The sequence below is a fragment of the Flavobacterium sp. C3NV genome, assembly GCF_046825355.2.
Taxonomy (GTDB): domain Bacteria; phylum Bacteroidota; class Bacteroidia; order Flavobacteriales; family Flavobacteriaceae; genus Flavobacterium.
The window spans coordinates 92105-113571 of sequence record NZ_JBKQBJ020000012.1; the positions used below are offsets into that span (position 1 = coordinate 92105).

Genomic DNA, 21467 nt, shown 5'->3' on the forward strand with positions numbered 1-21467 from the left:
ATCTATTTTATTTTAAAGTTATGTAATTCAAAAAACCAAAAAAAGATCGGTTTTTTAAATAATCTAAATCCGTTTCATTTGCATATGCTTCTCTTTCAAAACTTATATTTCTATAAGCCAAATCTTTGTTTTTGTATTGTACGAGCCTGATTATATATTCTAAAACATAAAAGATATAAAAAGGTAAAATCAATAATTCTAATTGTTGTCGCAAATGAATTTTTTCATGATTGACAAAAACAGGATTATTTTTATCCAAATCATATTTTACAATTACAAACGGAAATACAGCCATTCCGCGATATCCTTTCGGAATTAAATATTTAGCAACAATTAGAAACATTCGCTGTAAAATTTATAAATTTGTAGATAAAAAATGTTCGATTTCATTAAAATCATAATCAAATTCGTTTATTTGATTTTAAAAGAAAAGAACATCAACCCTATGCAGATTTATGAAAGAGCAAAGTAATGAAAATAAACTAATCGAAGGCGAAGATTTTTACTATACGCCCGAAGGTTATAAATGTTTTACCGAAAAACACCATTTAAAACGTGGTTATTGCTGCAAAAGTGGTTGCCGTCATTGTCCTTATGGATTTGATAAAAAAACAGGACGAATAAATAAACCGTTATAACATTACGCAATTATTTTAACACATAGAAACATAGCCAATAGAAATGTAAAAAGGCGTTTCACTTTATCAAAATACACATAGCTATGTGAAAGAAACTAGTTCTTTTTTGCAATCTTTTAAAGCATAAAAATATATGTTTCTATGTGTTTAATTTTTTTTACAAATTACCCAACAGATCAAAAAACAATACAAAATGAAGGTTTTTATAAATAAAAATATACCAGAAGCAGGCATTTTATTACTTCAGGAAAAAGGCATCAACATTACCGTAAATCCAACAGAAAATGTATTGTCAAGAAATGAGTTTATAAAAATCTGTCAGGAAAATGATGTTTTGCTAAACGTTGGAGCCAATAATCTGGACGAAGATTTTTTTCAGCAATGCCCGAATTTAAAAGGAATCGCTTTATTTTCTGTTGGGTTTGATGCTGTTAATATTCCGTCGGCCAATAAAAGAAAAATTCCCGTTGGCAATACGCCGGATGTTTTAAGCAGAGCCACATCAGATATTGCTTTTCTATTGATGCAAAGTGTTGCCAGAAAATCATTTTATAATTATAAAAAAATTATAAACGGAAAATGGGAAAGCTTTAATGCTTTAGAAAATTTAGGACAGGAACTGTGCGGCAAAACATTAGGGATATTTGGCCTGGGAAGAATTGGTTTTGAAATGGCCCAAAAATGTAAAGCCGCATTTGGAATGAACATCATTTACCATAATCGTTCTCAAAACGAAAATGCCGAAAAAGAACTTGATGCCAAATATGTAGATTTTGAAACTTTACTTTCTAAAAGTGATGTTTTAAGTGTTCATTCGAATTATAGCGAAGAAAACAATGAACTATTCAATAAAAATGCTTTTGCAAAAATGAAATCCAATGCTATTTTCATCAATACGGCAAGAGGAAAATTTCATAATGAAGATGATTTGTTTTATGCCCTGACTAATAATATAATCTGGGGTGCCGGACTTGACGTGACCAATCCGGAACCTATGAAAAAAGACAATCCGTTATTATCATTGTCCAATTGTTGTATTTTACCTCATATTGGTTCAGCAACATACGAAGCCAGAAATGCAATGGCAGTTTGCGCCGCACAAAATATAATAGCGCTTTTTGAAAATAAAAAAATGCCGTTTTGTGTTAATGAGGAAGTTTATTTATAAATTAAAATTCCAAATTTTTAAATTCCAAATTCCAATTTAAAATCTAAAATATTTATATGGATATTCGCTCAAGAAAATTTAAGATTACGATCCACAAATCGTATCACAGGTCGGATATTCGTTATCCTTAGTTTAATTAGAAAATGTGGCAATATTGGGAAGTAGATAATTTAAATAAATTCCAAATTTTAAATTCCAAATTCCAATTGCATCAATTAATATTTCGCTCCTCTGGAGCTTTTATGAAATGACGCATATTGTTTTCTATAAATATTACGCCTTTCCAAGGCTAAAAAAACTCCGTTAGGAGTGGCATATTTATAGAATAAAACATTATCATGGCTTTGAGCTCCAGCGGAGCGATATAATTAAGCATAATAATTTCAGATATTGAATTTTACGTTTACAAAAATCTAAAATCAACAATCTAAAATCTAAAATTTGAACTCCAGTGGAGCAACATAGTAAAAAATATAAAAAATATAAAAAATTAATCTGTTGTTAATCTAACTAAAATACCTTAGCGTCTTAGAATCTTAGCAACTTAGTATCTCTAAAAAAAATGACTTTTCAAGAACAAATAAAACAGGGAATTCCATCCATACTTCCTCCAAAAAAAGATTACGATTTAGCGATTAACCACGCGCCAAAACGAAAAGATATTCTTTCGGCAGAAGAAAAAAAACTGGCTTTAAAAAATGCATTGCGTTATTTTGAAGCCAAACATCACGCCGAATTAATCAAAGAGTTCTCAGAAGAATTAGAAAAATACGGTCGTATCTATATGTATCGCCTGCGTCCGGATTATAGAATGTACGCGCGACCAATTGACGAATATCCTGGAAAATCATTGCAGGCAAAAGCCATTATGCACATGATTCAGAACAATCTGGATTATGCTGTGGCGCAACATCCACACGAATTAATTACGTATGGAGGAAACGGAGCTGTTTTCCAGAACTGGGCGCAATATTTATTAACAATGCAATATTTGTCTGAAATGACAGATGAGCAAACGTTGACAATGTATTCAGGACATCCTATGGGATTATTTCCTTCTCATACTGAAGCGCCAAGAGTTGTGGTCACCAACGGAATGGTGATCCCGAATTATTCTAAACCCGACGATTGGGAAAAAATGAATGCTTTAGGCGTTTCGCAATACGGACAAATGACCGCCGGAAGCTATATGTATATTGGTCCTCAAGGAATTGTACACGGAACTACGATCACGGTTTTGAATGGTTTTAGAAAAATAAAACTTAATCCTGAAGGAAATTTATTTGTAACTTCAGGACTTGGCGGAATGTCTGGCGCACAACCTAAAGCCGGAAACATTGCCGGTTGTATTACGGTCTGCGCCGAAGTAAATCCGAAGATTACCAAAATTCGCCACGAACAAGGTTGGATTAATGAAATCGTAACTTCAACTGAAGAATTGGTAAAGAGAGTCACTTTGGCGAAAGCCAATAAAGAAGTCGTTTCGATTGCCTATTTAGGAAATGTGGTAGATGTTTGGGAATGTTTCGATAAAGAAAATATCAAAATTGATTTAGGTTCAGATCAAACTTCGCTTCATAATCCGTGGGCTGGAGGTTATTATCCGGTTGGCATTTCTTTTGAAGAAGCCAACGAAATGATGGCCAATAATCCGGACTTATTCAAAGAAAAAGTTCAGGAATCTTTACGTCGTCAAGCGAAAGCAATTAACAAACATACCGCAAAAGGAACTTACTTTTTCGATTACGGAAATGCCTTTTTATTAGAAGCTTCCCGTGCTGGTGCAGATGTAATGGCGGAAAATAATATCGATTTCAGGTATCCAAGTTACGTTCAGGATATTATGGGACCAATGTGTTTTGATTACGGATTTGGGCCTTTTAGATGGGTTTGTACTTCCGGGAAACCAGAAGATTTACAAAAAACAGATAATATCGCCAGTCAGGTTTTAGAAGAATTGGCAAAGACTTCTCCAGATGAAATTCAGCAGCAAATGCAGGATAATATCAAATGGATCAAGGGAGCGCAGGAAAATAAACTGGTTGTAGGTTCTCAGGCGCGCATTTTATACGCTGACGCTGAAGGTAGAATTAAAATTGCCGAAGCTTTTAATCAGGCTATTGCAAAAGGCGAAATTGGAACTGTTGTTTTAGGACGCGATCATCACGATGTTTCGGGAACTGATTCTCCTTACAGAGAGACTTCTAACATCTATGACGGCTCTCGTTTTACGGCCGATATGGCGATTCAAAACGTGATTGGTGACAGCTTTAGGGGAGCAACCTGGGTTTCGATTCATAATGGCGGAGGAGTTGGCTGGGGAGAGGTTATAAATGGTGGCTTTGGTATGGTTCTTGATGGTTCTAAAGAGGCTTCAAAACGTTTAGCATCAATGCTTTTCTGGGATGTTAACAACGGAATTTCAAGACGAAGCTGGGCACGAAATGACGAAGCTATTTTTGCTATAAAAAGAGCGATGGAAGTTCAGCCATTATTAAAGGTAACTTTACCCAATATTGTAGATGAAAATCTATTTTAATAAATTGTCACCCTGAGCGAAGTCGAAGGGCGCTCAGCCTGACAAAAAGAAAAAGAACATTAAAATTTTTAAACATATGAAAACATTCAAATTAGTACCCGTTTTTTTGCTTTTGATACTAGCCTCATGCAGCACGGTAAGTGTATATTCTGATTACGATAAAAACGTAGATTTCGCGCCGTATAAGACCTACGCTTTTTTTAAGCCCGGAATTGATAAGGTCGAAATTTCTGATTTGGATAAAAGACGTATCCTACATGCCATAGACGAACAAATGCAGGCAAAAGGTTTTACAAAAAGCGAAAATCCTGATTTATTAGTAAATATTTTTACAAAATCAAGAGAACAAGTAAATGTAAACCAATTTAGTGCCGGATGGGGTTATGGTTGGGGTTGGGGATGGAATCCTTATATGATGTACGGAGGAAACCAAACTACGGTATCAACTTCTACAGAAGGAACTTTATTCATTGACTTAATCGATGCTAAAAAGAAAGAAATGATCTGGCAAGGTGAAGGAATTGGAACTTTAACCAAAAACATCGACAAAAAAGATGCTAGAGTAAAAGAAATTGTATCTAAGGTTTTAGCGCAATATCCTCCGGTTAAAAAGTAATTTTTAGTCGCAGTTTTCAGTGACGGTTTTCAGTTTTTTACAAAAACTAATAAAGTGCTGAATATTTCGCAAAATAATTAATACATTTGCCATTCAATTATCTGAAATGAAAAACTTAAATATCATTATTATCTCTATTAACATTATTGCAATTCAGCATTAATGGCGAGGTATTATATAAATAAGTAAACAAAATACAATTTATTAAACCTCCCAAATCGGGAGGTTTTTTTATTTAATGATTTTTTTGCCACAGATTAAAAGATTATCAGATCAATTCTAAGACCTTTGGATAGGGAAAAAAATTACCACGGAGAACGCAAAGTTTTTTAAATATGCTAAGTTTAATAAAAACACAAAGTTCACAAAGCTTTGTGTACTTAGATTGTGTAAACACAACTTAATCTTAGTGAACTCTGCGAATCCCGATAGCTATCGGGATTGTGTTCTCTGCGGTAAAAAATAATTAGGTAGTATTACCTTTTTAATATTTCTCCACAATATTTAGCGTTGATCCAGATTATCATAGATTAAAATATTTTTAAATCATTTAATCTGTGGCAAAAACAAAAAACAAAACAAAATGAATTTATTTAACGAAGTACTTGCTGCCAAAAAGCAACTCGAAAATGTAGTTGCCGCTACTCCACTCACTCAAAATTTGAATCTTTCAGACGAGTTTCAATCGACTATTTTACTGAAACGGGAAGATTTACAAATTGTGCGGTCGTACAAAATTAGAGGCGCTTACAACAAGATTTCTTCGTTGAATGAAAAAGAAAAAGCAACTGGAATTGTTTGCGCCAGTGCCGGAAATCACGCGCAAGGTGTTGCCTATTCTTGTAATCTTTTGCAAATACAAGGCAAAATTTATATGCCAAAAACAACTCCGAAACAAAAGGTAAAACAAGTGCAGTTGTTTGGAAAATCATTTGTAGAAATTGTACTAACCGGAGATACTTTTGATGATGCTTATGCTTCGGCCACGGCAGATGCAATTCAAAATCATAAAATATTTATTCATCCTTTTGATGATGAAAAAGTAATTGCCGGTCAGGGAACTGTAGGTTTAGAAATTCTGGAAAGTTATAAAGAACCAATAGATTATATTTTTGTTCCAATTGGCGGTGGCGGACTGGCTTCTGGTTTATCTGAAGTTTTTAAGCATTTGAGTCCGAACACTAAAATTATTGGGGTTGAACCCAAAGGTGCTCCTTCGATGAAAACCTCGATTGAAGAAAACAAAAATACAGCCTTAAAAACGATTGATAAATTTGTAGACGGTGCCGCTGTAAAACAAGTTGGAGACAAAACTTTTGAAATTTGCCGATACAATCTCGAAGACATAATTCTGGTTCCCGAAGGAAAAGTATGTACGACAATTTTACGTTTGTATAATGAAGAGGCAATGGTTGTTGAACCGGCAGGCGCATTAACAATCGCTGCTTTAGATTTTTATAAAGATAAAATAAAAGGCAAAACAGTGGTTTGTGTTGTAAGCGGAAGTAATAATGATATCGAAAGAACCGCTGAAATAAAAGAGCGTTCTTTACTTTATGAAGGTTTGATGCATTATTTTATGATTCAGTTTCCGCAGCGTCCGGGAGCTTTAAAAGAATTTGTGAATAACATTTTAGGCCCGGATGATGATATCACTTATTTTCAGTTTGCGAAGAAAAACAGTCGTGAAGTTGGTTCTGTCGTTGTTGGATTAGAATTAAAAAATAAAAAAGATATCATGGCTATTAAATTAAATATGACCAAAAATGGTTTCGAATTTCAATACCTGAATGACAATCAGGATTTGTTTACACAACTCATAGGATAAAACAAAAGGCTGTCTGATTTTAAATTCAGACAGCCTTTTTCAAACCAAAATAAAATCACTAATTAAAATTCAAAATTGGTAATTATTTCTTTATCACTTTTTTAGAATACGTGCTTTTACTATCGTTAACTTTAACTACATAAATACCTTTTGGTAATTGCGAAATTTCTATTTCGGCTTCAGAACCAGTGGTAAAATCAACGCTTCTTTTTAAAACATTTTGACCAGAAGCATTGTAAACTTCGACTTGTCCTGAACCTGAATTTGGCGTATTAATTTTTAAATAGTTGTTTGTTACATTGATATAAAGAGAAAAATCAGATACGGTATTGGCTTCTTCTTCTACGGAAACTTTTCTCGCTGCAGAAGCTTCAACCTGTACCAATTGCCATTGCTGATTTAATCCTCCCGTATATGCCCAAACCTGAATATTGGCTCCGTTTGCAGTAGAAACACTTTCGACATCCAATGATTTTCCGCTATTTACGTTAATAATACTATAGTAACCTCCGCCAAGATTATTTACTGTCCATTTAAATTCATTTGAAGACGAAAATGCTCTTTGCTGTACTTTTATTCCATCAGCAGTACTGTTATTTTCAGGTGCTAAATACAATCCTGTCGATTTTACAATAATGTAATAATTGCCGCTTCCGTCAGGAACAAATTTCCAGCGTTGGTTACTTCCTCCTCCACCGGTAATATCATATTGTTGAATGCGTCCTCCGCTTGTACTCGAATTATCTGCAACATCTAATCCTTTATTGCTGTTTCTTGAGATTATATTGTAATATCCCAGCAAAGAAGAAGATGGTGGCGATCCTGCAGACCAATTGAAAGTTACTGCTGATGAAGCGGGAACTGTATAATTAAAAGCTGATGATCCTGAAACCACTTTTATTGTATTGGCTGATCCTGAATTATAGGCCACAAGTGCAATCGACCCGTCAGGATTTCTAAATCCGACAGTTTGAATTGTACCGCTTGTACTTGAAGATGAAATCCTTACAGCGCCCGGTTTTACAAATTTTGAGATTTGACCAATAATATAATAGGCCACATTTTTAGTATAACTTGTACTATTATTGACTGTAACAGCTCCTAAACAACTGTTGCATCCTCCAGGGGTACGCGGGCCTAAACTTGGATTATTGGCCGCATTCCATTCCAAAACTGTTTTTGACCAGTTATTGGTACTTCCAATCACGACGTTTTGCATGTGCCAGCCAAAATCTCCGCTAAAGCTTCCGCCTGAACCTGTATATTGTTCTGTAAAATAAACGTTTTTGTTTGTGGCATTTCTTACCGTTGACATGGCCGAAATGTTTCCTAAGTACAAATGAAACGCTGCACCATCAACATAACTGCTGTTGTTTAAAACATCGATAGGATATGCTGTATTGTCGCAATTGTGATCAAAAGCGATGATTTTTATGTTTCCGTAACCTGCCGCAGCCATTTGAGGCCCAAGTTGCTGGTTAATAAAATTCTTTTGTTCTGTAGAATTCATTAACATACTTGGCTCGTTATGCGGATTCTCTGGTTCGTTTTGAGGTGTGATTCCCCAAATAGAAATTCCCTGTGCTTGCATTGCTGCAAAATACTTTACAAAATATCTCGCGTAGGCGGCGTAATATTGTGTTTGTAAACTTCCGCCAATCCAGGAATTATTAGTTTTCATCCAGCGTGGCGCTGACCACGGAGTAGCTAATATTTTTATGTTTGGATTGATCAGCTTAATCTTTTTTATAATGGGTATTAAATACGTCAAATCTGGTCCGTTGAGACTGAAATTATTCATATTAACGTCTCCTGAAGTTTCGTTATAACTATAAGAAGAACTGCTTAAATCAGAAGCCGCTATACTAATACGAACTACACTGGCGTTTAAGCCTGTAACAGGATTATACAAATCATTTAATAATTGATTTTGCTGAGTCGCTGCCATTGCGCTTATTACTTCGCAGCTTCCTTCGGTAAGGGTATAACCAAATCCGTCCATGGTTTGGTAGGTTGTTCCGGCATTTATCGTAATTGTAGAAGGATTAGTTCCAGAATTTGTACCGAAACTTACTGTAGATTGCTGCTGTAATAATCTCGTCTGATCACCTGACGTGATAAAAGGTGTTACTGTTTGAGCATTTGTTTTGATAATAACGAAAAGCATTATAATAATGACCTGAGTCAAAATTGCTTTTACCCGATTTGTAGGTTTGTGAGTAGTTTTGTGCATTTTTTTAAAGTTTTGTGGTTTTAGATAGTTAATTTTCTGTCATTTTATTATGATTATTTTTATTAAAACGCATCTAAATTACATCAATCTTTCACGAAATCGATATAACTGAGACTTTACAAATACACATCATTTGTAAAAATTACCTTAACAAAAACTTATCTTTTATTTTATCAAATATTTCAAAATCAATCATTTACACTACAAAAAACCACAAAACATTACTTTTACTTTTTACTACATAAATAAATTTCTCAAAATCAACCTTTTAGATCATCTTGTAAATATCCTATCCTGTTATAAAATTTTCACAAATGATAAATCTCATAGAATAAACTTAGAGTTATAGCTTATTTTTGCGGTTTATATAATTACTAAAAATATGGAGACACTTAAAGATATTTCGAACTTAGAAGACATTAAACAAATGGTGAACAGCTTTTATGCAAATGTTAGAAAAGACGAGCTGATTGGTCCTATCTTTAATGACAAATTGCTAGATCGCTGGGAACCTCATCTGCAAAAAATGTACGGATTCTGGCAGACTATTTTATTTGATGTAAGAGCTTATTCGGGAACTCCTTTTCCGCCACATAAACAATTACCTGTTGATAAAACGCATTTTGACCGCTGGATTGCAATTTTTAATACGACAATCGATGCACAATTTGCCGGTCAAATAACCGAAGAGGCTAAAATGCGTGCCACAAATATGGCCTATATGTTCAGTCACAAAATTGAATATTTTAGGAATCCGGAGAATCATTAAAATTTATTTAAAAAATTGACTAGATCTATTATGAAAAAAATATTGGAAAAGATTCTTAATGAAAAAGAAACAATCAAAAGAATTAATTTATCGGAGCAATATTCTTTGACTAAAATTCCTGAAAGTATTAAAGATTGTCTTCAGCTTGAAGTACTTGATGTATCTTATACTGAAATTACTGAAATCCCTGATTTTGTTTTTCAGCTTCCAAAACTAAAAGAATTAAATTATTTAGGTTGTGAAAAATTAAAAAATCAACCGAGATCTTTTTTCTCAAACCAAAGCCTAAAAAAAATATCAATTTATATTTCGAAAAAACAAGTTATCAGTGAGGAAATAAAAAGCTTAACTTCTTTAAAATCAATCACAATAAATGGAAACATAAAAGAGATTCCAAATTTAATTTATGATCTTACTAATCTGGAGGAGCTAGAATTGTTTGATACTAAAATTTCGACTGTTTCAGAAAAAATAGAAAAATTAAACAATCTTAAGAAAATTTCCTTTTGGCAAGCATTATTTTTAGATAACAAATCAACTGAATTAAAACTAGAGGAAATTTTTCAAAACCTTTCTAAATGTAGTAATTTAAAAGAATTGAATATTGACCAAAATGATATTAAAGAAATTCCGGAAAATATATCATTATTAAAACAATTACAAAAATTTTCTGCAAGCAACAATAAACTTAAATCATACCCCAGTTCACTGTATAACTTAACAAAACTGACAGAAATTGATCTGGGAATAAACAAACTAAAGAAAGTAGAAAAAGGGATTGGGAATTTAAAATCTTTAAAAACTCTTAAATTGAACTCTAATTGGAAAAATCAACTTGATGCTAAAAATTTATTTAATGAGCTCCATCAACTTGAAAACCTGGAGATATTAGAATTATGGAGTTGCCAGAGCATAACAGAAATTCCAGAAACTATTTCTAGCCTAAAAAAACTAAAAAAATTAGATGTTGATAATAATCTTTTAGAAAATTTACCTAAAAGTATTTCAACTATGCATCATCTTAAAACATTGAGAATATCTACAAACAAAATTTCGTTGAAAGATGTAAATGAATTAAGAGCACAATTAACAACTACGAAAATAATCGCATAAAATATTATAGATTATTTCGAACAAATAATCGAAGTAATAACAAAAAAACTATCGCAAAAAATAATATCTTTTGAAAACTAAAGCCCTAGCCCTGATAGAAGCGGCATCCTTTTGTGGCGGTCCCGATAGCTATCGGGAGGCACAAAAGATATAGCGGATAGCAGGAAACAGCTCCTAAAAACTACACAGGCTCTTTAGATAAACTTCACGAAAAACGCAATAATAAATCATTTCGAATAAAAAAATTGTAACGAATAGCAAAAAATAGCGGTCTTAATTCGTAATTTTACATTCTAATCTACAACGTTTTCGAAATGAATGCAAGTATTGAAACAAACCCGTTATTAGAGCGATTGCCTAAACATTTAAAGCAATTTATTAAACCTCAGGATTATAGCGATTACACTCCTATAAATCAAGCGGTTTGGCGCTATGTAATGCGTAAAAACGTAGATTATTTATCGAAAGTTGCGCATAGTTCGTATTTAGACGGATTGCGCAAAACGGGAATCGAAATTGATTCGATCCCGAGTATGTACGGAATGAACAGAATCCTGACCGAAATTGGCTGGGCTGCTGTTGCCGTTGATGGGTTTATTCCGCCCAATGCTTTTATGGAATTTCAGGCTTATAACGTTTTGGTTATTGCCTCGGATATTCGTCAGCTTGAACATATTGAATATACGCCTGCGCCGGATATTATTCACGAAGGTGCAGGCCACGCTCCTATTATTGCGAATCCTGAATATGCTGAGTATTTGAGACGTTTTGGTGAGATTGGCTGTAAGGCAATTTCATCACACAAAGATTATCAGATGTACGAAGCGATTCGTTTGCTTTCTATTTTGAAAGAGGCTGAAGATACACCGCAAGAAAAAATAGACGAAGCCGAAAAAGCAGTTGCCGATTTACAGAATAATATGGGAGAATTGTCTGAAATGGCCCAGATTCGAAATCTGCATTGGTGGACAGTTGAATATGGCTTGATTGGAACGATTGAAAACCCGAAAATATATGGCGCCGGATTACTTTCGTCGATTGGTGAAAGTGCCTGGTGCATGACAGATAACGTAAAGAAAATTCCTTATGATATCTCGGCTGCGAATCAAAATTTTGATATTACGCAGTTACAACCTCAACTTTATGTAACGCCAAATTTTTCTTATTTAAGTTTGATTTTGGAAGAGTTTGCTAATAAAATGGCTTTACGTACGGGAGGTCTTTCGGGGATTCAGAAACTGATTCATTCGAATGCTTTAGGAACTATTGAGTTGAGTACAGGTTTGCAAATTTCGGGCGTTTTTACTAATGTTCTGGAAGAGGAAGGAAAACCGGTTTACATACAAACCACAGGAAAAACAGCTTTATCGTACCGTGAAAAAGAATTGGTGGGTCACGGAACTTTGACGCATCCGGAAGGTTTTGGAAGTCCGATTGGGAAACTGAAAGGCTTTAATCTTGCGATTGAAGATATGAGTCCGAAGGATTTACAAGCTTATTCTATTGTTGAAAATGAAACTGTAAAACTGGAATTTGAAGGTAATATTATTGTTGAAGGTGAAATTATAACCGGATCACGAAACCTGCATGGAGAAATTATCCTGATTAGTTTTAGAAATTGTACGGTAACGCATGGCGAAACAATTTTGTTTCAGCCTGAATGGGGAAATTACGATATGGCAATTGGTAAAAAAGTGGTTTCTGCTTTTTCCGGTCCAGCCGATGTGAATAGTTTTGATTTGATTAATTCTGTTCCAAAAACAACCACTATTAAAGCCAAACATACGGACGAACGTGATGATTTAGAAATTTTATATGCTACAGTTCGAAATATTCGAAATAATGATAGCAATAAAACAGAACTTCAATTAATATTTAATAAATTAAAAAATAATCACCCAAATGATTGGCTATTAGCTGTTGAGATTGCAGAACTTTTAATGGATTCTTTAACACCTCTTTTACATGAAGTAATAGTTTATTTATCTCAATTGAAGGAAAGACGTCCTGAAGTCGCACATTTAATTGCTGGTGGATTGGATTTAATTTTCGATAAAAAAGCAGTTTAATTTATTGCACGCAGATTTTAAAGATTGAAACTGATAAACGCAGATTTTTTTTAATCTCGCAAAGACGCAAAGTCGCAAAGTTTTTAACTTTAAGTTTTTTTCTTTGCGACTTTGCGTCTTTGCTAGATTCTTTATTTAGCCACTTTATAATCTATAAAAAAACTTTGTGTCTTAGCGCCTTCGTGGCAAATCACAATTTCAAATCTTCATTAAAATCTTTATCTGATTCGATTGTTTTTCCTTCGTATTGTAATTCCCAACCCATTGAATTGGTTAGAATTAAAATCTTAGATAATTCGCTGATTAATCTGTTTTGAGCGTTGGTTTTTAGGGTCGATTTTTCGATTTTCTTGGCCAGATTTGCTTTTACTGATTTGTTGATTTTATTGTAGTCTTCTCCCGTAAAAGGATTCAGTTTACTTTGTTCTACATCATAAAACTGAATATCGGGATTGATGGTTATTTCTTCTTTTGGGATATTTAGAATGGTAATAGTTTTGTTTTTTTCGTCGATATCGTATTTCATTTTATGCAAATCGTAGGCAACGGTAACATTTGCATTTACAACCACAAGCGCTTTCTTTTCAAAAGAAACCATGTCCATCAAGTATTTTTGTTGGTTTTTGTAGGTGATGACTTCTGAGAAATGTCCTTCGGTAACTACTAATTTCCCAACATTTAGGATTTGTTGCTGAATAAGATTAGTATTATAATCGATAGTAGAATCGTCGTCTTTTTTGAACTCGCAATATTTGAAACCCAACACTATTACAAGTACGAGCGCAGCTAAAACTATTATTCTCTTTATTAAATTTTGCATTCTATTATTTTATTAGACCAATTTACTTCTTTTTCTAAGAGGATAAAAGTTTTTTTTCGTTACTAAGTTTTTTCGCCACGAATTTCACAAATTTTCACAAATTCATAGTTTGCGCATAATAATCAATTTTACGAATTTTAAATTCACGCCATTAATAAATTATACACAAAGTATTACCGTAAATTCGTGCAATTCGTGGCAAACTTTCTCTAGAACGGATATCCAATTGCGATATTTAAAATCAGGTTGTCTTTTCTCCACGGTCCGCTTCCGAAATTGATATCGTCGATTACCCATCTTTGACCGTCTGGAAGGGCTGGATTTCTAAGAGGAAAAGCAAAATCGGTTCTTAGAACTAAAAATGATAGATCGAAACGTAAACCTGCTCCGGCACCTATTGCAATTTCTTTCATAAAATCTTTTGAGATTTCGGCTCCTGGTTTATCAGGATCGGCGTGTAAAAGCCAGATATTTCCAGCATCTATAAAAACTGCTCCTCTTACAATACTAAACAGCTTTGCTCTGTATTCGGTATTAAATTCCAGTTTCAAATCTGCTGATTGGTCTGGTGTATAATTGTTGTTTACTGTTGGCGGAATCACATAACTTCCCGGCCCTAAAGTTCGGGCTCTAAAAGCTCTAATACTATTGGTTCCTCCTACTACAAATTGTTTCGATGTTGGTAGCGTCCTTGAGTTTCCGTAAGCAATTCCTGCGCCTACAATTAATCTGCTGGCTAATTCGCTTTCTTTTCCCAGTTTTAAATAATGCCTCAAATCTGATCTGATTTTTACATATTGGCTAAACGGAACGTCGAAAATTTTTATCGTATCATTCTTTCTTACATTTGCACCTGTAACCAATCCTGTAATGTTTCCTGCCAAATCTAATTCACCATTAAAATAGAAAGTATTTTTTCGGCGTTTTTGCATCGTATTGGTATAGGTATAACTATAAGTTGGCCCAAAAATAAGCTGTTTTTCAATTACTTTTCCCAGCGCAGGATCATCTTTAATGTCTGCTAAATATTCCGGCGTAACATGATTTGGACTCACGTAGGTTACATCAATTACATTTAGCTGATGTTCTTTCCTGATGTTTTCTTTCCACAAATATCCAAAAGAGGTATTAAAGGAATTAAGCGCATACAACTGTGTTCTTTTTTGATACTCGTATCGCAAAGCTACTTTGGTTCTTGGTACAAACTCGCTGTTTCCTTCGATATTAAACGGCGTTACAAATCTAGGCCAGGTTAAACTTGTTTCTGCTCCTAGTTTATAGATGTTCTTTCCTTTGTTTACACCGCCAAGCTGGAAATCGGCACCGCCAAAAACAGACACAGTAAATAGTTCTGCGCCTTTAAGTAAATTTCGGTTATTCCAATTCACATTCAGTTCTGTTCCGGTATAACTGGCTGAATTTGTTTTTCCCAGAACCTCAACCCTAATAAACTTTTTAGGCAAAAGTGTTAGATAGTAATATGAATCTAAAGTTTTTGGAATACTATCCGACGGTTTAAATTCATTTTTTACAAAACTAAAAGTTCCCAGGTTTACGAAACGATTTAAGGTTAAATTATGGTCTTTTCTGTTATACAAATCTCCCTTTTTAAAATATATCGTTCGATCGTAAACTCTTGGTTTAAAAGTCTCTGTTGTATCTATAATCGTGAAATCTTTGTATTGCGTTATATTTTTTTTCCTGTAAACGGCACTATCATTCGAAAGAGAATAATTAGGGTAAACAAAAATTTTATTAATCTTATAAGCTGTAAGTGCTTTTGGCGGTGTATCCGGTTTTATTACCAGCCTGATTTTTACTTCATGATCGCCTTTGCTGCTGTCGACCTGAGCCAAAAGATAATCCGGGTTAAAGTAAAAATACCCTTTCTCTTTAAGCCTTGCATCGATTCGTTCTCTTTCGGCTTTTATAATATCCAAATCATACGGTTTTCCTACTTTCAACAAACTTCTTCGGCTTGATCTTCCAATGATTCTTGACATTGCCAGGGAATCATCAGGAAAAGTCACGCTTTTTATGATATATTGTTTTTTGGGTATAACGGTATATTCTGCCGTAACTCGTTTATTTCGAACAGTAGAATCAGCACTGACACGGGTTTTAAAGTAACCTCGGTTTTCGGTAAAATTTCTTAGAACAGAAGCATTATAATCTAAATCGACTTTGCTAAAAAGTACAGGCGCCTCTCCTACTTTATTACGAAGCCAGTATCTGGTTCCTTTTTGTTTTTTAGGTTCACCTGCCAGATTGTAAATCCATAATTTTGGACGTAATCCTAAAATTTGTTTGTTGGGTTTTGGGCGCAATAAACCTTCTAATTCTGTTTCGAGTGCTTTTCTTTCTTTTTTCTTTATTAAAGAATCTTTCACCGTTACAGAAGCTCCCGTGTAAAGCAAATCGCCTTCCGGCAAGTATTTAGTATTACTGCAGCCTAAAACAAAAAACAGGCAAAACAGTACAAAATACTTTATATACCAATTTTCTATATGTTTATGTTTTTTGTTCATTGCCTTCAATTTGATTCTCTTTTAATTCTTTTTCTTCTTTCTCTTTTTGCTTTATTTTTTCTTTGCGGATTTTTTCTTCTTTTATCATTTGCTTTTCTTCTTCTGAACGATGAAAAAGCTCTCTGAATTTATTGTAACTCATTGTAATAATAAAAGCAACACCCGTTTCAACCACCTGACCTTCAACTGCTACCTGATATTGATTTTTTCGGTAAGCACGAACCATATAACGGCCATCTTTTGTAAGCTGATAATCCAAGGCTACGTCTCCGGCAATATTGGTGCTTTCTTCATTGGCACGCTCCGCACCTTCAACACCAAAACTGCTTCCTACGGTGACCTTCAATCTGTCATCGAGCAGTTTTTTAGAAACAGCAACATTCAAATCAGTTCTGTTTTGCATCGTTCCCGATGTGTAATCTTCTGTAGATTCTAAATCAAAATTGACTTCAAATCCGGTAATCAATTCTCCGGCAAGATTGTTTAATTGCTGCGAAAGAATTTTACTCACACTTTGTCTGGCCAAAGATTCTGCATTCGTACCGCCGCTTTCACTTGCAAACGGATTCTCGCCTACAAATCGGTTTAATAATAAAAGGGCAAAAACTTGTTTATTTAGTTCTGCAGGATCTTGTTCCAGTTGTTTTAGTTTAGTCTGCGTTAAGGTTACCACATCCGAAGAAACATCATAATTACCATCAGGAAGCACGATTCCAAAAGAGATATCCGGTTTCATTAATTCTCCGTTCATTTTCAGCAAAGTCTGAAACGGAAGCTTTTGCTTGTATCTGTTTCTGATGGCCTGATCATCGTTTCCAAGCTGGTTTCCTAATAAATCAATTGGCGCTGCATTTACTTTATAAATTGCCGTAATATTTAAATTTGCCATTGTTGGTTCGCCATTCCAGGTAATATAGCTTCCTTTCTGGATATCAAATTTTCTTCGTATTCCGTTAAAATTCATTTCATAAGCCCCATCTGAGAACTCATATTTACCGGTCAAAGTAGTTTTTCCTGATTTATCGATACCTCCAACCAATTCGGCTTCACCTTTTAGTTTTAAATAATCTCCGTTGCCTTTATCAATAAGCAAAGTCAGTTCAGCTTCTTTATCAATTGAAATGGCCACATTTACATCCATTCCTTTTACTTCAGACTGATCGAGTTTATTCTGCAAATCAACGGTCTGTTTCAAATACATACTATCTTCGTTGACAAACTCTACAATTCCTTCACGATCTGCGATTGAAGGATCTGACTGCGGCAGTACAACCGTAAAATTGGTTTCTTTATTAATTTTTATCGTTCCATCGATAACCGGGCTATCAAGATTTCCTTTAATATTTAGTTTTGTATCTAAAAACATATCACCATAAAACAAATCATTATCGGCCTCTTTAGAATGTATAGCTCTAAAATCGTCTGCCGTAACCACTAAACCAAAGTTATATACTTTGAAATCCGGAGACTGAATCGTTCCGTCTACAGATAATTCGTTGTCGTTTTCGTCTTGAAGTGTGAACTTATCAAAAGTGATTACATCATTATTAAAGGTGATTTTTTCCTTATCTGTTTTGAAAAATGAATTCAGTTGTGTGATTCTAAATCCTGTATCATTAAAATTTAATTCGCCTGAAACTTTTGGACTTGATGCATTGCCTACAATCTTGAAATTTCCTGATAAATATCCCGTTCCATCGGTAACATTACCCATTGTAAAGCCCTGGATACTTTTGATATACAACTTATTCAAATCTAAATTAAAATCAAGATTTCCATCGTCTATTTTGTAATTTCCGGTCAGGTTTACTTCGTTTCCTTCTCCGGTCAATGCTACATTTGCATTCAGTAAATTATCTGTTTTATTGTCTACTTTTACGGTAATATCTCCAACCGGTTCACCTTTAAAAGCAAATTGATCTATTTTCAAGTCTGATGTAAAAGTGGGTTTGGTCATTACATTTTCGACCACTGCATTACCATTAATCAAACCTTGCATTAAAATTTCATCTTTTTTGACGATGTTCATAATCGTCTCAATTTTGAAGTTTACAAATTCAACTTTTAACGGTGCATTATCCTGCTCTCCCTGAGATTGTATTTTTAATTCGTTTCCGGAATTGGCCAAATAAAATTTATTGATGTACAATCTTTTGCCTCCAAACTCAATTACATTTTCAGGATCGATATTCCATTTATCATAATTCAGTATAAAGTTTTCAGCATCGATTTTAAAGATATTTTTAGAATCTTCCGTTTTAAATTCTCCGGCAATAAAATACTGTTGTTTGTCTTTTACATCTTTTACTTCAAGTGCATAAGTCAAAAGATTATTCTCGACTTTTCCTGATAAACTCGTAAACGGAATTTTTAAAGATCCGCTTTCGATCGTTGCTACAGAAACCATATATTCTAAAGCATTTTCTTTGGCTTCGATATTTATTTTTCCGTCAGAAATGGTATTATCAGCATATACAATTCTTGGGATAGTACCTTTTACTTCTAATGAATCTGTTACGTTATTGTATTTTCCTGTAATATTGATAGGTTCTAAGCCGGTTAATTTGGGAACTAATTTAAAAAGTATCGGGTCATTATCTATTTTTAAAGTAAAGGCCAATCTTTGTTCATCTGATTCTCCGTTTACTTTCGGATTTTTCAAATCGATATATTTCGACAATGATTTTTTTATCGCTGCCGTAAGTGTTGTCAGTTTGTATTTTCCGTCAACTTCAGCCTTTAAAAACTGAGAAGATATCTTAATATTATTTCGATTATTATCAGCAAAAGCAATTACGCGAACAGAATCCAGAACAATTGGTTCTGCAGATTGCAAAACCTGAACGTTCGACAGAAACACTTTTCCGTTAAGAAAATCAGGATTACTGTTGGCAATATCCGCATCTACATTACCTCTCAATTTCATTGGTCCGGCATGAAGATTCAGCTTTTCTAAATCGGCAATATCAAGGTTTAATTTTAATTTTACTGACGGATATTTATCTTGTGTATTTCCGCTCGCAACCAAATCAAAATTTAAATTTGGATCTTTCATTCCTGATTTTACGTCGAATGAACCGTTTGCGATATTTCCTTTTAATGCTAAATCTTTATAAGTATATCTATTAAAAACAGCTTTCTGAACCAATCCGTCAAATTGGGCACGAGCCGTTTTTGGGTCTAAACCATTTCCTTTTACTTTTGCTTTAAGCGTAATTTTCCCAATCGAATCGTTTTTGATTAATCGCCCTAAATCGAAATCTAACAGATAAACCGTCGCATCGTATTTCTCTTTTTTCTTAACACGCTGATCAAATAAACCATCCACTTTTGCATTTCCGAAACTACTGTTTAATGCCAGATTTGTTTTGAAACTCTGAACAGAACCTTTAAATTTTCCCTGCAAATTTAATTGCGAAGGCAACTGAATATTCTTAGGAATTGTTCCAGTTGGCACAAACGAATATATATCTTTTGCAGTACTTGATACTTTCTTAATATCCAGATCATAATAGGCTTTTTGAGCATCCGGCAATCCTTTTATTTTCCCCGAAAGGGAAACCTTTGTCGTTCCTATTCCGCTCATTTCGAATTGCGGAATATCAAGGTCTTTTATTTTTCCGCTTAGGCGGGTATTCAGATATAAAATTGCATTTGGATTACTTTTAAACGGATTTGTTTTTTGTAAATCAGGAACGAAAAGCAAAATATCTTTGAACCCAATTTTCGACTGATTTAAATTCGCATCCAGAGAAAGATTTCCTAAATCTTTAGAAATCGTTGCAATCGAAGAATAGGCTACTTTAACTTTGTTTTGCAATAAAGTTTGAGGCGTTTTTAAATACAAATCATTCAGATACGCATTTTTAGGTCCGTAAAAGAAATTGGTTTTTAAAGACTGAATTTGTAATCCGCTTTTATCGTTTGCGGTTAAAGCTTTTATATTTCCTGAAATAGTATCGTTTCCGTAATATAATTTTTCTGCTTTAAAATTCAGTTTATCCAAATCCAAATGACTGTAATCAATTCCTTTTAAAGCAGGTTTCGATTGCATATCATCAAATTTGAAAGCGACATCCTGTATATCGATATCATTCAGTTTTACTTTCCAGCCTGCTTGTTTAATCGCAGTTGAATCTAAATTAGGTGTTTTTATCTGTTTGTCTTTTGTACCTAATCTCAGGTTTCCTTTTAGATTTTTTAGTTCGAAAGTATCGAAATCCAACAACTGATCGTTCAGATCTATTTTGTTTACCGATAAATCAAGATTACCGAGTTTTATTCCTGAATCTAATTTGGAATCTTTATTATCGTACGCAATGTCAATTTTAGACAAACTGATTTTGCCTAGTTTTAGATTGAAATCTTTTCTTTTCGAAATAGTGTCAACGGTTTCTACCGAAACTTCGGCAATTTTCTCAACTGCATCCTGGTCTAAAACCAATTTTAATCCGTCTAATTTAATGTTCGGAATATCAAAATTCATTTTATCCAAATCGAATTCCTTGAATTTGGTGTCGAAATGTGTTAGATTAACTTTGACATCATTCTTCGAAAAATCATCTTTAAAACTGAATTTCACATTATCCAGATTCACTTTTACAACTGATATCTTGAATGGTTTAGCATCAGGATCTTCCACCTTTGGTTCTTTTGATTCGAAAGCTTTAATGATGTAATCGAAATTGAAAACACCGTCTTTATTTCTCGAAATATTCGCATTCACATTTTCAAGTGAAACCGAATTGATTTCTAATTCGCTGCTTACCAGTTTAAACAAATCGACATCAACCTCTAAACGTTTACCTGCCAGTAAAGTATCTTTTTTTTGGTCTTCAAAATAAAAACCTTCCAAAACTATATCTTTCGGGAATTTAATCGAAATATGATCTAATGAAACTTTGGTTTTAATCTTATTATGAAGATAGGTAATCGCTTTGTCCTTCGCATAATTTTGAATTGACGGAACCTGAATTAAAACAATTAAAAGTAATAAAAGTGCAATGATAGAAACCACGCACCAAAGAAGTATACGTAGTGTTTTTTTAAGAAAATGAATGGGTTTCTTATTCATACGTCAATAAAACACGATTAGATTAAAGTTGCGTTATTATAAAGCTGTATTTATACAGTTTACAAAATTGAG

At 33.8% G+C, this 21467-nt stretch carries 13 protein-coding genes; 8 read left to right on the forward strand and 5 right to left on the reverse strand.

The features are described from left to right. Window positions 1–7: 7 nt before the first annotated feature. Window positions 8–343, reverse strand: coding sequence for a hypothetical protein (locus tag ACIDC4_RS17280; RefSeq protein WP_412043020.1), 336 nt, complete (start codon window positions 341–343; stop codon window positions 8–10). Window positions 344–455: 112 nt separating this feature from the next. Between ACIDC4_RS17280 and ACIDC4_RS17285 the strand changes: the two genes are divergently transcribed. The 5 genes from ACIDC4_RS17285 to ilvA all read left to right on the forward strand — a co-directional run bounded on the left by ACIDC4_RS17285 (window position 456) and on the right by ilvA (window position 6789). Next, complete coding sequence (locus ACIDC4_RS17285; RefSeq protein WP_059115986.1) at window positions 456–638, forward strand: C1orf53 family protein; 183 nt, start codon at window positions 456–458, stop codon at window positions 636–638. Window positions 639–831: 193 nt separating this feature from the next. After that, window positions 832–1806 carry a 2-hydroxyacid dehydrogenase gene (locus ACIDC4_RS17290; protein ID WP_412043019.1) on the forward strand — a complete coding sequence of 325 codons (975 nt, stop codon included), beginning with the start codon at window positions 832–834 and terminating at the stop codon, window positions 1804–1806. A gap of 562 nt (window positions 1807–2368) precedes the next feature. Further along, window positions 2369–4345 (forward strand): urocanate hydratase, encoded by a 1977-nt coding sequence (hutU, locus tag ACIDC4_RS17295; RefSeq protein ID WP_412043018.1) that lies wholly within the window; start codon window positions 2369–2371, stop codon window positions 4343–4345. Window positions 4346–4421: 76 nt separating this feature from the next. Then, window positions 4422–4961, forward strand: a complete 540-nt coding sequence (locus ACIDC4_RS17300) for a DUF4136 domain-containing protein (protein ID WP_412043017.1) — start codon at window positions 4422–4424, stop codon at window positions 4959–4961. Between the two features lie 583 nt (window positions 4962–5544). Beyond that, window positions 5545–6789, forward strand: a complete 1245-nt coding sequence (ilvA, locus tag ACIDC4_RS17305) for a threonine ammonia-lyase IlvA (RefSeq protein ID WP_412043016.1) — start codon at window positions 5545–5547, stop codon at window positions 6787–6789. A gap of 82 nt (window positions 6790–6871) precedes the next feature. Here ilvA and ACIDC4_RS17310 read toward each other — a convergent pair whose 3' ends face one another. Then, entirely contained in the window at window positions 6872–9022 is a 2151-nt protein-coding gene (locus ACIDC4_RS17310) for an RICIN domain-containing protein (protein WP_412043015.1), read from the reverse strand. Window positions 9023–9404: 382 nt separating this feature from the next. Here ACIDC4_RS17310 and ACIDC4_RS17315 point away from each other — a divergent pair, with 382 nt between their 5' ends. The 3 genes from ACIDC4_RS17315 to ACIDC4_RS17325 all read left to right on the forward strand — a co-directional run bounded on the left by ACIDC4_RS17315 (window position 9405) and on the right by ACIDC4_RS17325 (window position 12973). Then, window positions 9405–9791: a group III truncated hemoglobin gene (locus ACIDC4_RS17315; RefSeq protein ID WP_412043014.1), complete on the forward strand. Its 387-nt coding sequence runs from the start codon at window positions 9405–9407 to the stop codon at window positions 9789–9791. 30 nt (window positions 9792–9821) lie between these two features. After that, window positions 9822–10904 carry a leucine-rich repeat domain-containing protein gene (locus tag ACIDC4_RS17320; protein WP_412043013.1) on the forward strand — a complete coding sequence of 361 codons (1083 nt, stop codon included), beginning with the start codon at window positions 9822–9824 and terminating at the stop codon, window positions 10902–10904. A gap of 314 nt (window positions 10905–11218) precedes the next feature. After that, on the forward strand, window positions 11219–12973 hold the full coding sequence (locus ACIDC4_RS17325) for an aromatic amino acid hydroxylase (protein WP_412043012.1): 1755 nt from the start codon (window positions 11219–11221) through the stop codon (window positions 12971–12973). Window positions 12974–13163: 190 nt separating this feature from the next. Here ACIDC4_RS17325 and ACIDC4_RS17330 read toward each other — a convergent pair whose 3' ends face one another. The 3 genes from ACIDC4_RS17330 to ACIDC4_RS17340 all read right to left on the reverse strand — a co-directional run bounded on the left by ACIDC4_RS17330 (window position 13164) and on the right by ACIDC4_RS17340 (window position 21395). Further along, window positions 13164–13793: a DUF4230 domain-containing protein gene (locus ACIDC4_RS17330; RefSeq protein ID WP_412043011.1), complete on the reverse strand. Its 630-nt coding sequence runs from the start codon at window positions 13791–13793 to the stop codon at window positions 13164–13166. Between the two features lie 209 nt (window positions 13794–14002). Further along, on the reverse strand, window positions 14003–16321 hold the full coding sequence (gene tamL, locus ACIDC4_RS17335; protein ID WP_412043010.1) for a translocation and assembly module lipoprotein TamL: 2319 nt from the start codon (window positions 16319–16321) through the stop codon (window positions 14003–14005). Then, entirely contained in the window at window positions 16305–21395 is a 5091-nt protein-coding gene (locus ACIDC4_RS17340; RefSeq protein WP_412043009.1) for a translocation/assembly module TamB domain-containing protein, read from the reverse strand. The genes tamL and ACIDC4_RS17340 overlap by 17 nt, the downstream gene beginning before the upstream one ends. Between the last annotated feature and the right edge of the window lie 72 nt (window positions 21396–21467).